Genomic DNA, 13,898 nt, shown 5'->3' with positions numbered 1-13,898 from the left:
TATGATGTTTGCCCTGATTGCGCAGATATTTTTCACTAAAATACCCTCTTTTACGTGGAGCGGCACGATGTCTTTATTGAAGAGCGCGCATGGTGGTAATACCCGAGAAGCCGCCGAATTGTTGGGCATCTCGCCTGAGCATTTGCTGGATTTTAGCGCGAATATTAATCCGTTGGGTATGCCGGCAAGTTTAAAACGCGCGATCATCGACAACCTGGACTGCGCGGAGCGTTACCCGGATGTCGATTACGCTAAACTGCATGCGGCGCTGGCGGAGCATCATCAGATTCCGGCCTCGTGGATCCTGGCTGGAAACGGCGAGACCGAGTCTATTTTTACCCTGGTGCATGGCCTGAAGCCACGCCACGCGATGATCGTGACGCCCGGGTTTGCGGAATATCGTCGGGCGCTGCAATGGGGAGACTGTACGATCCATGAGTTTGCGCTGCGCGAAGACGACGGCTGGCAGCTTACCGATGCGATCCTCGATGCGTTAACCTCAGAGCTGGACTGCCTGTTTCTCTGTACGCCCAACAATCCCACCGGGTTACTACCGGATAACCGCCTGCTACGTGAGATTGCCGCACGTTGTGAGCGGCTTGGGATCGCTCTGATCCTCGATGAAGCCTTTATCGATTTTATTGCCGGGGAGCCGGGGTTTATTCCGCTGCTGCGGGATAACCCACATATTTGGGTGCTGCGCTCTCTCACCAAGTTCTATGCGATACCGGGGCTGCGTCTGGGGTATCTGGTCAACAGTCACGAGCAGGCCGTTGCACAAATGCGCAGCCGACAAATGCCGTGGTCAATTAATGCGTTTGCTGCCCTGGCAGGCGAGATTATCTTACGCGATAGCGCATATCAGCAGGCAACGTGGAAGTGGCTGGAACAAGAGGGGGCGCGGTTTGATCAACAGTTGCAAGAATTGCCCGGCCTGACGACGTATCCCGGCCGGGCAAATTATCGTTTATTACGCTGCGATTGCGCGGATATTGATTTGCAACGCGCGTTGCTGGAACAACACGTCCTCATTCGCAGTTGTGCTAATTATCCGGGGCTGGATGCGCGCTATTATCGGGTAGCCGTTCGCAGCCTGGAAGAGAATAACCGCCTGTTGACGGCCTTACGCAAGGTGCTTAGCGGTACAATCCCTGCTGATTGATATAGTCAAGCACTGCGCCTGGCATCAGGTCGTCGCACGGCTCGCCTTTTTCCAGACGCTCACGGATGAGCGTGGCGGAGATGTTAAACCACGGCGTTTCGGCCAGGTAAATTTTTCCGCAAGGCAGGTTGTGCAGGTCATCTGCTGAATGGGTCAGATGATCCTCCAGCCATTGCTGGTGTTTTTCCTGCGCCATTTCGAGCGGATAGCCCGGACGTCGGCACACGATAAGATGGGTATTCCCCAGAATGGTGTGGTAGTCATGCCAGGAAGGGAAGGTAAGCAGTGAATCCTGACCAATGATAAACGCTAATGGCACGTTTGGGCCTTGCTCCTCGCGCCACTCTTTTAGCGTTTGTGCGGTGTAGGAAGCGGTATCGCGTTTCAGTTCGCGTTCATCCAGGGAAAATAGCGGCTTGTCAGCAATGGCCAGTTCAACCATACGCTTACGTTGCTCACCGGACGCTTCAGGTTGCGCACGATGCGGCGGGACGTTATTGGGCATGATGATGACCCGGGAAAGCCCAATCAGATTCGCCAGAATTTCAACCGGTTTAAGATGACCATAATGCACCGGATCAAAGGTGCCACCGAACAGAGCCTGCAATGATTTCATATCAACCATCAATAAAAACATCGGCCAGCGATTTATGACAGAGCAAAAGGGAAAGTCCCTCAAGTTCTGCCCACACTGACTGACCATAGTCTTGTTTAAGCGTAATTTCCGTACGCGTTAACAGCGTTACCGCCTGACGCAGTTGCGCGGGGTTCAGCCGGTTTAGCGCATCGCCCATCATACCCCGGCGATTCTGCCACACCCGGTGTTTATCAAACAACGAGCGCAAAGGCGTATGGGCCGACTGCCGTTTTAAGTTAACCAGCAACAGCAACTCTCGCTGTATCGTACGCAACAAAATAACCGGCTCACTGCCTTCCAGGCGTAGCTGCTGCAGAATGTGCAGCGCGCGTTTGTTTTTGCCCATCAGCAGCGCGTCCACCCAGTGGAACGGGGTAAAGTGCGCGGCATCATTAACGGCTTTCTCCACGCGAGGCAGCGTTAGCTTGCCATCTGGCCAAAGCAGCGCTAGCCGTTCCAGCGCTTGCGCCAGTGCTAGCAGATTACCTTCATAGCAATAGCACAACAGCTGATTGGCTGCGTCATCCAGTTGCAGATTGTTAAGCTTTGCTCTGGCGGCGACCCAGCGCGGGAGCTGTGCTTGCTCCGGCGTCTGGCAGCTAACCTGAACCGCGTTTTTCGCCAGCCCGGTATACCATGCGCCGTTTTCCTGCGCCCTGGTGAGTTTGTTGCCGCGAACAATCAACAGCAGATCGTCATGTAGCAAAGTGACGAGTGAAGCAAGCTGTTCGTTAATGGCGGCATTCGGGCCATTTTCTGGCAATTGCAAAAGCAGGGTTTGACGACTGGCAAACAGGCTCATCGCCTGGCAGAGTGAAAAAATCTCTCCCCAGTCGGTGCTGTTGTCCAGAGTGAAAGCATGGTGTTCTTCGAATCCTTGCGTTGCTGCAGCCTGACGGATGGCGTCCTGGCTTTCCTGCAATAAGAGAGGATCGTTACCTAAGAGTAAATACGCCGCGCGCAGCCCTTCATCGAGCTGTGCGCGGAGTTGTTCAGGGTACAACTTGAGCATCAGTTACCCAGCGTGGTGGAAACACGCGCCGGAGATGACGCAGGCGTCGCGGCTTTATTCACCGCAGGCTCAGCATCAGCATTGGATGACTGAGTATCGGCCAGATGTACGCTCGGCAGCTTACGAATCAACTGCTCAGCCGCTTTGTCATACATCTCTTTGATAATCATGTCCTGCTCGTTATCCTTCGCCAGTGCAGCCTGTGGGTTGTCAAAGAACGAACGATAAACTTTGGCGCTGATTGGATAAATATCATGACCTGGGATCAGCACGGTTGCGCTTACGGACATCACCATCTGGTATTCAGCCGTTTGACCGTTCTGGAATACCGATGCCGTATCCTGCGAAATGCTGACCGCGCCAAGGCGTAAGGACGTCACATCTTTACGCATTGTACCGTCTTCAAGCAGCGTAACGCCGTTCAGACGTAGCTGATTACGAACCGCACGGCTTAACGGGCCGTTCGGATCGCCAGTGTTCAGGATCATGGTTTTCATTGAGGGTGGAACCTGCGTAGTACTACGCAGATGCCAGCCGCACCCGGCGGTGACAAGCACCGCCAGAGATAACAACAATGTTGTCAGAAGTCGCACGCTTCCTCCCGCGCTTAGCCAACGACCAGATTGAGGAGTTTACCCGGTACATAAATCACTTTACGTACGGTAACGCCATCAAGATATTTTGCTACCAGATGCTCCTGGCCAGCACGCTCACGAACCTGCTCTTCAGTGGCGTTTACCGGAACGGTGATTTTTCCACGTACTTTACCGTTTACCTGGACCACAACCAGCGTTGAGTCTTCAACCATTGCCGCTTCGTCCGCCACCGGCCACGGCGCGTTGTCGATATCGCCTTCGCCTTTCAGCGCCTGCCACAGGGTGAAGCAAACGTGCGGGGTGAACGGGTTGAGCATGCGTACAACAGCCAGCAAGGCTTCCTGCATCAGGGCTCTGTCTTGTTCGTCTTCCTGCGGTGCTTTCGCCAGCTTGTTCATCAGCTCCATAATCGCCGCAATCGCGGTGTTAAAGGTCTGACGACGACCGATATCATCGGTGACTTTAGCAATAGTTTTGTGCACGTCGCGACGCAGCGCTTTTTGATCTTCGCTCAGCGCATCGGCGTTCAGGGCTGCAACATCCCCCTGAGAAGTATGTTCGTAAACCAGTTTCCAGACACGTTTCAGGAAGCGGTTTGCCCCTTCAACGCCGGATTCCTGCCATTCGAGCGTCATATCAGCCGGAGAAGCGAACATCATGAACAGACGAACGGTGTCAGCACCGTAGCGTTCAACCATAACCTGCGGGTCGATACCGTTATTTTTCGACTTGGACATTTTGCTCATGCCGGTATACACCAGCTCATGGCCTTCTGCGTCCTTCGCCTTAACGATACGACCTTTTTCGTCACGCTCAACGATGGCATCAACCGGAGAAACCCAGTTACGTTCACCGTTTGCGCCAACATAGTAGAACGCGTCAGCCAGCACCATCCCCTGACACAGCAGCTGTTTAGCTGGTTCATCAGAGTTGACCATGCCTGCATCGCGCATCAGTTTGTGGAAGAAGCGGAAGTAGAGCAGGTGCATGATGGCGTGTTCAATACCGCCAATGTAGATATCAACCGGCAGCCAGTAGTTAGCGGCGTCGGAATCCAGCATGCCTTCCTGATACTGCGGGCAGGTGTAGCGCGCGTAGTACCAGGACGACTCCATAAAGGTATCGAAGGTATCGGTTTCACGCAGGGCAGGCATACCGTTAACGGTGGTTTTCGCCCACTCCGGATCGGCTTTGATTGGGCTGGTAATGCCGTCCATAACCACGTCTTCCGGCAGAATAACCGGCAACTGGTCTTCTGGCGTAGGCAGTACGGTACCGTCTTCCAGCGTCACCATCGGAATCGGCGCACCCCAGTAACGTTGACGGGAAACACCCCAGTCACGCAGACGGTAGTTAACTTTACGCTCACCCACGCCTTTGGCTACCAGCTTGTCAGCAATGGCGTTGAAGGCCGCTTCGAAGTCGAGGCCGTCAAACTCACCGGAGTTAAACAGCACGCCTTTTTCGGTCAGCGCCTGTTCAGACAGGTCCGGCTCTGCGCCTTCAGCGGTCAGAATTACCGGCTTGATGGTCAGGCCATATTTGGTGGCAAATTCGTAATCGCGCTGATCGTGGCCCGGAACGGCCATGACTGCGCCCGTACCGTATTCCATCAGGACGAAGTTTGCTGCCCAAACGGGGATCTCTTCGCCAGTCAGCGGGTGAACGGCTTTAAAGCCAGTATCGACGCCTTTTTTCTCCATGGTCGCCATTTCAGCTTCTGCAACCTTGGTGTTGCGGCATTCGTCAATGAAGGCGGCCAGTTCAGGATTATTTGCGGCGGCTTTCTGCGCCAGCGGGTGACCTGCGGCAACGGCCAGGTAGGTCGCACCCATAAAGGTGTCCGGGCGGGTGGTATAAACGGTCAGCGTATTCTCGTAACCATTCACATCAAAGGTGATTTCCACGCCTTCAGAACGGCCAATCCAGTTGCGCTGCATGGTCTTAACGGTGTCAGGCCAGTGATCCAGGTTATCCAGATCGCGCAGCAGTTCGTCAGCGTAGGCGGTGATTTTAATGAACCACTGTGGGATCTCTTTACGCTCAACTTTGGTATCGCAACGCCAGCAGCAGCCGTCGATAACCTGTTCGTTCGCCAGAACGGTCTGGTCGTTCGGGCACCAGTTGACCGCAGAGGTTTTCTTATAAACCAGGCCTTTTTTGTACAGCTCGGTGAAGAACTTCTGTTCCCAGCGGTAGTATTCCGGGGTGCAGGTCGCCAGCTCACGGCTCCAGTCATAACCGAAACCCAGCATTTTGAGCTGGTTTTTCATGTAAGCGATGTTGTCGTACGTCCACGGTGCCGGCGCGGTGTTATTTTTAACCGCAGCGCCTTCCGCAGGCAGGCCGAACGCATCCCAGCCAATTGGCTGCAGTACGTTTTTGCCCAGCATACGCTGGTAGCGGGCGATCACGTCACCGATGGTGTAGTTACGTACGTGGCCCATGTGTAGTCGACCAGAAGGATAGGGAAGCATAGACAGGCAGTAATACTTCTCTTTGCTCTCGTCTTCGGTAACTTCAAATGTGCGCTTCTCATCCCAGTGAAGCTGTACTTTGGATTCTATCTCTTCCGGGCGGTATTGCTCTTGCATGGCAGCCAGTGGTCCTGTTTTCAATACAGCTACAAACGTAGCTCTAGATGTGGTGTTTCAGATCCGCATAGCATAGCCCAAACGCCCGCGCCAAAACAGCCTTTCGCGCATTCAGCGTTGAATTCCCGCAAGGATAATTCTTGCACGAATTTACACACTCTGTGGACAGTCTTGCAAAGCGTAGCGTAAATAACGTCTATTATTATAGACAGTTAACGACCCAGGAGGCGAAGCGATGAACAAGGTTGCTCAATATTACCGTGAACTGGTGGCTTCACTGAGCGAACGTCTGCGTAATGGCGAACGCGATATCGATGCGTTGGTGGAGCAGGCGCGTCAACGAGTTATGCAGACCGGGGAGTTAACGCGAACCGAGGTGGAAGAGGTCACCCGGGCCGTCAGACGTGACCTGGAAGAGTTTGCTCTGAGCTATGAAGAAAGCCTCGATGAGGAGACAGACAGCGTCTTTATGCGGGTTATCAAAGAGAGTATCTGGCAGGAACTGGCCGATATTACCGATAAAACGCAGCTCGAATGGCGCGAAGTGTTCCAGGACCTCAGTCATCACGGGGTTTATCACAGCGGCGAGGTGGTCGGATTAGGTAATCTGGTCTGCGAGAAGTGCCACTTCCATTTGGCGGTTTACACCCCGGATGTGCTGCCGTTATGTCCGAAATGCGGACACGATCAGTTCCAGCGCCGACCGTTTGAGCCGTAATCGCTTATTGCCGGATGGCGACGCAAAGCGTCTTATCCGGCCTACAAATTGCACGATTTTGTAGGCTGGATCAGCGTTAGCGCCATCCGGCGTGTATTAGGCGTAAAACTTCAGCCGTTCTGCCAGCAAATCGACAAACCCCTGGCGATCAACATCCACCATCACGGTGGCGTTTGGCTTATTGCCGCTCAGGAAGTAGTAGTCCACCACGGTCATTCCCTGGGTATATTTACCCTGAGTCTCCACGCCAACCCAACGATCAACGGTGGTAAACAGTTCTGGTTTCAGCAGCCAGGCAATGGTGCATGGGTCATGCAGCGGTGCGCCGATGAATCCCCACTTTTCATCTTTGTGATATTCAAAGAAGAAGTCGAGTAGTTCTGCAACAATCGTCGAAATGGGATTGCCGATCGCGCGGAATCGTTCGGTATCTTCGCGATGTATTTGCGCTTTATGCGTGACGTCCAGACCAGCCATCACCACTGGAATGCCAGACTGGAATACGATTTCAGCGGCTTCAGGATCCACGAAAATATTGAACTCGGCGGCAGGGGTCCAGTTTCCGAGGCCCATTGCACCGCCCATAATCACGATACGGGCGATTTTGGCGTGCAGCTCAGGATGGCTATTCAGAAGCAATGCTACGTTAGTTTGCGGCCCGGTGGAGACAATGGTTACCGGTTCCGGGCTGTCCCGCAGGGTTTTTGCCATCAGTTCCACGGCGGTACAGTCAAGTGGCGCAAAAGCGGGTTCCGGCAGCGCCGGGCCATCCAGCCCACTCTCACCGTGGACGTTATCGGCAATAATCAGATCGCGCATCAGTGGTTTCACTGCGCCACCGGCCACTGGGATATCCGTACGGTTGAGTAACGTTAACATGCGTAATACGTTACGCAGCGTTTTGTCGGGCGTCTGGTTACCGGCAGATGAGGTTATCGCTTTCACATCCAGTTCAGGTGAGGCGAGGGCGAGAACAATTGCGATAGCGTCGTCATGACCTGGATCGCAATCAAACAGGATAGGAAGTGCCATTGTTGCTCCTTGTAAGTGGGACTTTGTGACAAGGTTAACGCTGGGCTGTACCTGTTTCGAGAAGTGAAGAGATAAATCGTGAGGTGGCGCGCACATGGAGGTGCGCGCCAGCAAGATTAATGCAGGATTTTCGCGAGGAAGTCTTTGGCGCGGTCTGATTTCGGATTGGCGAAGAACTCTTCTTTCGGCGAGTCTTCAACAATTTTCCCTTCATCCATGAAGATCACCCGGTTCGCCACTTTACGCGCAAAGCCCATTTCGTGGGTGACTACCATCATGGTCATCCCTTCATTGGCCAGTTCAACCATGACGTCCAGCACTTCGTTGATCATTTCAGGATCAAGCGCTGATGTCGGTTCGTCAAACAGCATGGCGATAGGATCCATACACAGCGCCCTGGCAATGGCGACACGCTGTTGTTGGCCTCCGGAGAGCTGAGCCGGAAACTTATCGGCGTGCGCTGACAGACCAACGCGTTCCAGTAACTTTTGCGCTTTGTCGCGGGCCGGCTTTTTATCGCGTTTAAGCACTTTTACCTGCGCCAGAGTCAGGTTCTCAATGATCGACAGGTGGGGGAACAGTTCAAAGTGCTGGAACACCATACCAACGCGGGAGCGCAGTTTAGCCAAATCGGTTTTTTTATCATTCACCACGGTGCCATCAACGGTGATCACGCCCTGTTGTACCGGCTCCAGCCCGTTCACCGTTTTGATAAGCGTTGATTTACCTGAGCCTGACGGGCCGCAGACCACCACCACTTCCCCTTTTTTCACTTCCGTGGAGCAGTCGGTCAGCACCTGAAAGTGACCATACCATTTAGAAACATTTTTCAGGGTAATCATTAAACTGTCCTTTTCTTCAAATAGCTGACCAACAACGATGCGCTCAGACTGAATACAAAATAAACGGCGCCAGCAAACAGGATCATTTCAACCTGCGTGCCGTCACGCTCGCCAATGGTGGAGGCGGTACGGAAGAAGTCTGCCAGACTTAATACATAAACCAGCGAGGTGTCCTGGAAGAGTACGATGCCCTGGGTGAGCAGCAGCGGCACCATTGCGCGGAATGCCTGCGGCAGAATGATGAGCTTCATCGACTGCCAGTGGGTCATCCCCAGCGCCAGCGCAGCGCTGGATTGCCCACGAGAAATACTCTGGATACCGGCACGGATAATCTCGGAATAGTATGCGGCTTCAAACATCGAAAACGCGACCATTGCTGAGATCAGGCGAATATCGGTTTTTGGCGACAGACCCAGTACGTTTTGCAGGAAGCCTGGCACAATCAGGTAGAACCACAGCAGCACCATTACCAGCGGAATGGAACGGAACACGTTGACGTAGCCTTTCGCAAACCAGGCAATAGGTGCGAAGCTGGACAAACGCATCACTGCAAGGATGGTTCCCCAGACAATACCAATGACCACTGCCGTAACGGTGATTTTCAGCGTGATAATCAGCCCATCCAGCAAATACGGCAGGGAAGGGACGATAGAACTCCAGTCAAATTCGTACATTATTTGCCTCCCAAATTGCCAGGCAGGCGGATTTTACGTTCAACGAGATTCATCACCAGCATGATGACGGCGTTAATCAGGACGTAGGCCAGAGTGATGGCGGTAAACGATTCCCATGCGTGGGCGGAGTAATCCAGCAGCTTACCCGCCTGCGCCGCCATATCGACCAGGCCGATAGTGGAGGCGATCGCGGAGTTCTTCACCAGGTTCATCATCTCTGAGGTCATTGGCGGAACAATCACGCGGTAAGCGTTTGGCAGCAGCACATAACGGTAGGCCTGCGGCAACGTTAGCCCCATCGCCAGCGCAGCGTTTTTCTGCCCACGAGGCAGAGACTGAATAGCGGCACGAACCTGTTCACAGACGCGCGCGGCGGTAAACAGCCCCAGGCAGAGCATCGATGAGAGGAAGAACTGGATGTTGGGATCCAACTCAGCTTTGAACCACATCCCAATGTTTTCCGGCAGCAGTTCGGGAATGACCAGATACCAGGTAAAAAACTGGACGATGAGCGGAACGTTACGAAACAGCTCAACGTACAGCGTGCCGATCCCAGAAAGGAAACGATTTGGAACGGTACGTAAGATGCCGAATAAAGAGCCTATGAGGAAAGCGATAATCCAGGCGGTGATGGATAACGCGACCGTGACCTGGAAACCACTCCAGAGCCAGCCGAGATAGGTGGTGTTGCCGAACGGGGCTTGTTGTAAAAAAATACCCCAGTTCCAGTCTATAGACATAAATCTACTCCAGAAAAAAAAGGGTAGCAGCGCTACCCTCGAAGATTGTTATTCGGCGTTTTGCGGTTTTCAGGCCTGATGGGGAACGACCATCAGGCTTATAGTCTGTCCGTGCCGAGTAGCAATCGAGAGGGCAAGGTGAACTCGCCCCATTTATTTTAGTTAGTTAAGCGCTTTATCATTCGGTTCTTTGAACAGGGCTTTCATCTCGTCCGACAGTTCGAAATTCATGTTCAGGTTCTTCGGTGGAATTGGATTTTTAAACCACTTATCAAACCATTTCTCAGCATCGCCTGAGGTCTGCGCCTTGGCGATAGTGTCGTCCATCAGCTTTTTGAACTCAGGGTCATCTTTGCGCAGCATACAGCCGTAGGCTTCCTGAGACTGCGGTTTGCCGACGATCTCCCAGTTGTCTGGTTTCTTCGCCTTCGCGCGCTCGCCAGCCAGCAGGGCGTCATCCATCATAAAGGCAACGGCGCGGCCGCTTTCCAGAGTACGGAAAGAGTCACCGTGGTCTTTCGCGCTGATGATGCGCATATCCATTTTTTGTTCTTCGTTCAGCTTGTGCAGCAGCACTTCTGAGGTGGTACCCGAGGTCACGACTACGGCTTTACCTTTCAGATCGGCGAAATCTTTGACGTTGCCGCCTTTTTTCGCCAGCAGACGAGTGCCGACAACGAAAATGGTGTCAGAGAAAGCCGCTTGTTTTTGGCGCTCGACGTTGTTGGTGGTGGAGCCACATTCAAAGTCAAAGGTGCCGTTTTGCAGCAGCGGGATACGGTTTTGTGAAGTAATCGGGATCAGTTTCACCTGCAGGTCAGGCTTGTTCAGCTTTTTCTTCACGGCTTCAACGATTGCGTTGGAGTAATCCTGTGAATAACCGACCACTTTTTGCTGATTATCGTAGTAAGAGAACGGTACCGATGATTCACGGTGGCCGACCACAATCACGCCGTTTTTGGCGATCTTGTCCAGCGTGCTGCCTGCCGCTGGGGCTGCGTCTTCTGCGTGCGCCAGACCGGCGGACATTCCCATAACCAGCATGGCAGTGGCGAGCTTACGTAATTGCATATCCAACTCCTTTATCGTCTGCGCCAGTGACGCATTGATACCCATTGTGATGTTGTTATTGTTTGCTACTAAAACGTGCAGTCTTGTATGTGTTTGTTAACATTTAGTTTGGATGAATGTAAAGAATTTGCTGTGTTATTGTTTATTTTTGCGAAGTGCGCCGCACCATTTGGGGGCAAAAATATCTTGTTGCACTTTTCAGGTGCTACCGGCGCTCAACTTTGGTGCGACCAGGTTGCACATTCAGCCAAAACAGCGTTTGCCTTGTAGAACAAAGCAATAGACGTGCCAGAATGGGAAGAGAGATGTGTTTTGGGCCGGATAAACGAGACGTTATCCGGCCAGGGGAGGTGGATTACTTACGATGTTGGCGCAGGCTCATTACCACAGCACCAAAGCCAAACAGCGCGGTAAGCAGCCAGAGCGGCCAGTTACCGGTACGGGCATAAGGGGTTAAGCCCGTCGTTGGCGTCACGCTGGTGGTCAGAACCTGGCGGGTAAACTGCGGGATCATCGCCTGAATCTCACCCTGTGGACCAATCACCGCCGTAATACCGTTATTGGTGCTACGCAGCAGGGGACGCGCCAGCTCGAGGGAACGCATCCGCGCCATCTGGAAGTGCTGCCACGGGCCAATGGATTTACCAAACCAGGCATCGTTGGAGATAGTCAGCAGGTAGTCCGTATCCGGGCGGAAGTTATCACGTACCTGTTCGCCAAGAATGATTTCGTAGCAGATGGCTGCCGTCAGCTTAAAGCCGTGCGCATGCAGTTGTGGCTGCACATAAGGGCCACGGCTGAACGAAGACATTGGCAGGTCAAAGAACGGCGCTAACGGGCGCAGGATCGATTCCAGTGGAACAAACTCGCCAAATGGTACCAAATGGTTTTTGTTATAGCGGTTGCTGGAGTCGTAGCTGTACGGACTGTCTTTACCCAACGTGATGATGGTGTTGTAGGTGTCGTAACGATTCTGCTTGTTCAGCCGCGCGTCTACAATACCGGTAATCAGCGTGCTGTTTTTCGATTTCAGCAGGTCATCCATCATGCTCAGAAAACGCTGCTGATTAATTTCCAGGTCCGGAATAGCGGATTCTGGCCAGATGATTAGCTGTGATTTGCCCATTTCGGGCTGGGTGGCGTCGAGATAAATCTTCAGAGTGTTGAGTAACTGACCTTCATCCCATTTGAGCGACTGAGGAATGTCACCCTGCACCATCGAAACCTGAGTGGTTTTTTCCGGCTCAAGCGTGAACCACTGGATATAGCGCAGCGGAAAGGGCAGGGCGAATAGCACGACGCCGACGACCAGCGGACGCCAGTTACGCGTCACCAGCGCCAGCGCCAGCAGACCGCTAACCATCATCAGCAGGAAGTTAATCGCCTCAACACCCATTACCGGCGCCAGCCCTTTTAACGGACCGTCGATCTGGCTGTAACCAAACTGCAGCCATGGGAAGCCGGTCAGTACCCAGCCGCGCAGGAATTCAGTGATTTGCCAGACTACCGGCGCGGCAATCGCCACGCGTAGCCAGGTGGTTTTCGGCCACAGACGCGCCAAAACGCCGGCAAACAGGCCAGTGTAGAGGGAAAGGTATGCGGCAAGCAGAACCACGAGGAAGACGTTAACCGGGCCCGGCATACCGCCAAACTGCGCGATGCTGACGTAAACCCAATTGATGCCGGAGCCAAACAGCCCCAGCCCCCAGAAGTAGCCGATAGCGGCAGACTGGAGCGGGCGGCGGTTGAAGGTGAGAGCCTGCAGGCCCATCAGCGAAACGATCGCGGCGGGCCAGATGTCATACGGAGAGAAAGCCAGCGTCCCGCAGGCACCGAATAATAACGCCAGCAGCAGGCGAATGCGCTGGCGTTCAATTAATGGGGCAAATGCCATGTAGTCTTAGATCCAGTTTCGGGTTTATTCGTCCAGTTTGGGCTGGGGTGAGTCGTCCGGAATTCTGACATGAACCTGAATAATACGACGGCTGTCGGCCATTGCCACTTTGAACTGGTAACCATCAATGTCGATAGTCTCCCCGCGCGCGGGAAGATGCCCAAAGGCCTGCATGACCAGCCCGCCGATGGTGTCGACTTCTTCATCGCTGAAATGCGTGCCGAAAGCTTCGTTGAAGTCTTCAATCGGCGCCAGTGCGCGAATAGTCCAGGTGTGGCGGCTGAGCTGACGGAAATCAATATCGTCTTCTTCGTCGTACTCATCTTCAATTTCACCCACGATCAGTTCAAGGATGTCCTCAATGGTCACCAGACCTGAGACACCACCGAATTCGTCGATGACGATAGCCATATGATAACGCTGGGAGCGGAACTCTTTCAGCATGCGGTCAACCCGCTTGCTTTCAGGGACGACAACCGCCTGGCGTAACACTTTCTCCATGCTGAAGGCTTCGGCATCGCTGCGCATAAACGGCAGCAGATCTTTGGCCATCAGAATCCCTTCGATGTGATCTTTGTCTTCGCTGATCACCGGGAAACGCGAGTGGGCAGACTCGATGATGACATCGAGACATTCGTCCAGGGTCTGGTTGCGTTTCAGGGTAATCATCTGAGAGCGAGGGATCATGATGTCGCGCACGCGTTGGTCCGCAATGTCCATCACCCCTTCGAGCATATCGCGCGTATCTTCATCGATAAGGTCGTTTTGCCCGGAATCACGGATCAGCTCCAACAGTTCGTCGCGGTTTTTCGGTTCACCGTGGAAAAGTTGGCTCAGTAACAGGGAAAAAAATCCCTTTTTGCTGGTTAAGGTGTCACTACTGTGTGAATTGTCGTCGCTCATGGCGTCGTATGGGTTCTCATGTT

13 protein-coding genes are annotated in these 13,898 nt (G+C 53.4%); 2 read left to right on the top strand and 11 right to left on the bottom strand.

All coding sequences use genetic code 11. The features are described 5' to 3' along the window. The first annotated feature begins 67 nt into the window (after positions 1-67). A complete protein-coding gene (gene cobD / locus WHR59_RS16975) occupies positions 68-1,162 on the top strand; it encodes a threonine-phosphate decarboxylase CobD (protein WP_043015572.1) in 1,095 nt (364 codons plus the stop codon). Here the strand turns inward: cobD and nadD are convergent. From nadD to leuS, 4 genes are read right to left on the bottom strand one after another with little or no spacing between them, the layout of a single operon-like run. Further along, entirely contained in the window at positions 1,137-1,778 is a 642-nt protein-coding gene (gene nadD, locus WHR59_RS16970) for a nicotinate-nucleotide adenylyltransferase (RefSeq protein WP_087051702.1), read from the bottom strand. The two genes, cobD and nadD, sit on opposite strands and share 26 nt — an antisense overlap. Position 1,779: 1 nt before the next feature. After that, entirely contained in the window at positions 1,780-2,811 is a 1,032-nt protein-coding gene (gene holA / locus WHR59_RS16965) for a DNA polymerase III subunit delta (protein WP_338843319.1), read from the bottom strand. Next, entirely contained in the window at positions 2,811-3,404 is a 594-nt protein-coding gene (gene lptE, locus WHR59_RS16960) for an LPS assembly lipoprotein LptE (protein ID WP_047412692.1), read from the bottom strand. The genes holA and lptE overlap by 1 nt, the downstream gene beginning before the upstream one ends. Before the next feature lie 14 nt (positions 3,405-3,418). Beyond that, positions 3,419-6,001, bottom strand: a complete 2,583-nt coding sequence (leuS, locus tag WHR59_RS16955; RefSeq protein ID WP_087051570.1) for a leucine--tRNA ligase — start codon at positions 5,999-6,001, stop codon at positions 3,419-3,421. Positions 6,002-6,236: 235 nt separating this feature from the next. Here leuS and WHR59_RS16950 point away from each other — a divergent pair, with 235 nt between their 5' ends. Further along, positions 6,237-6,719: a zinc ribbon-containing protein gene (locus WHR59_RS16950; RefSeq protein WP_006685521.1), complete on the top strand. Its 483-nt coding sequence runs from the start codon at positions 6,237-6,239 to the stop codon at positions 6,717-6,719. 96 nt (positions 6,720-6,815) lie between these two features. On the opposite strand, the gene rihA is transcribed toward WHR59_RS16950, so the two are convergent. From rihA to corC, 7 genes are all read right to left on the bottom strand, one after another. Continuing rightward, positions 6,816-7,751, bottom strand: a complete 936-nt coding sequence (gene rihA, locus WHR59_RS16945; protein WP_075144998.1) for a pyrimidine-specific ribonucleoside hydrolase RihA — start codon at positions 7,749-7,751, stop codon at positions 6,816-6,818. Positions 7,752-7,867: 116 nt separating this feature from the next. Further along, positions 7,868-8,593, bottom strand: a complete 726-nt coding sequence (gene gltL / locus WHR59_RS16940; RefSeq protein WP_043015577.1) for a glutamate/aspartate ABC transporter ATP-binding protein GltL — start codon at positions 8,591-8,593, stop codon at positions 7,868-7,870. Then, positions 8,593-9,267, bottom strand: coding sequence for a glutamate/aspartate ABC transporter permease GltK (gltK, locus tag WHR59_RS16935; RefSeq protein ID WP_003022757.1), 675 nt, complete (start codon positions 9,265-9,267; stop codon positions 8,593-8,595). The genes gltL and gltK overlap by 1 nt, the downstream gene beginning before the upstream one ends. Continuing rightward, positions 9,267-10,007, bottom strand: a complete 741-nt coding sequence (gene gltJ / locus WHR59_RS16930; protein ID WP_003831316.1) for a glutamate/aspartate ABC transporter permease GltJ — start codon at positions 10,005-10,007, stop codon at positions 9,267-9,269. Before gltJ ends, gltK begins: the two co-directional genes overlap by 1 nt. A 162-nt stretch (positions 10,008-10,169) precedes the next feature. After that, positions 10,170-11,078 (bottom strand): glutamate/aspartate ABC transporter substrate-binding protein, encoded by a 909-nt coding sequence (locus tag WHR59_RS16925; RefSeq protein ID WP_172862825.1) that lies wholly within the window; start codon positions 11,076-11,078, stop codon positions 10,170-10,172. 355 nt (positions 11,079-11,433) lie between these two features. Beyond that, positions 11,434-12,972 (bottom strand): apolipoprotein N-acyltransferase, encoded by a 1,539-nt coding sequence (lnt, locus tag WHR59_RS16920; RefSeq protein WP_172862826.1) that lies wholly within the window; start codon positions 12,970-12,972, stop codon positions 11,434-11,436. A gap of 24 nt (positions 12,973-12,996) precedes the next feature. After that, positions 12,997-13,875: a CNNM family magnesium/cobalt transport protein CorC gene (corC, locus tag WHR59_RS16915; RefSeq protein WP_038638785.1), complete on the bottom strand. Its 879-nt coding sequence runs from the start codon at positions 13,873-13,875 to the stop codon at positions 12,997-12,999. Positions 13,876-13,898 lie beyond the last annotated feature (23 nt).

Source organism: Citrobacter europaeus, assembly GCF_037482245.1.
In the GTDB taxonomy this organism is placed as follows: domain Bacteria; phylum Pseudomonadota; class Gammaproteobacteria; order Enterobacterales; family Enterobacteriaceae; genus Citrobacter; species Citrobacter europaeus.
This window is presented reverse-complemented; position numbering and strand designations above follow the sequence as displayed.

Excerpts from the sequence above, each read along its gene's own strand:
- cobD (WP_043015572.1), top strand. The coding sequence starts at position 68 with ATGTCTTTATTGAAGAGCGCGCATGGTGGTAATACCCGAGAAGCCGCC.
- nadD (WP_087051702.1), bottom strand. The coding sequence starts at position 1,778 with ATGAAATCATTGCAGGCTCTGTTCGGTGGCACCTTTGATCCGGTGCAT.
- holA (WP_338843319.1), bottom strand. The coding sequence starts at position 2,811 with ATGCTCAAGTTGTACCCTGAACAACTCCGCGCACAGCTCGATGAAGGG.
- leuS (WP_087051570.1), bottom strand. The coding sequence starts at position 6,001 with ATGCAAGAGCAATACCGCCCGGAAGAGATAGAATCCAAAGTACAGCTT.
- WHR59_RS16950 (WP_006685521.1), top strand. The coding sequence starts at position 6,237 with ATGAACAAGGTTGCTCAATATTACCGTGAACTGGTGGCTTCACTGAGC.
- rihA (WP_075144998.1), bottom strand. The coding sequence starts at position 7,751 with ATGGCACTTCCTATCCTGTTTGATTGCGATCCAGGTCATGACGACGCT.
- gltL (WP_043015577.1), bottom strand. The coding sequence starts at position 8,593 with ATGATTACCCTGAAAAATGTTTCTAAATGGTATGGTCACTTTCAGGTG.
- gltK (WP_003022757.1), bottom strand. The coding sequence starts at position 9,267 with ATGTACGAATTTGACTGGAGTTCTATCGTCCCTTCCCTGCCGTATTTG.
- gltJ (WP_003831316.1), bottom strand. The coding sequence starts at position 10,007 with ATGTCTATAGACTGGAACTGGGGTATTTTTTTACAACAAGCCCCGTTC.
- WHR59_RS16925 (WP_172862825.1), bottom strand. The coding sequence starts at position 11,078 with ATGCAATTACGTAAGCTCGCCACTGCCATGCTGGTTATGGGAATGTCC.
- lnt (WP_172862826.1), bottom strand. The coding sequence starts at position 12,972 with ATGGCATTTGCCCCATTAATTGAACGCCAGCGCATTCGCCTGCTGCTG.
- corC (WP_038638785.1), bottom strand. The coding sequence starts at position 13,875 with ATGAGCGACGACAATTCACACAGTAGTGACACCTTAACCAGCAAAAAG.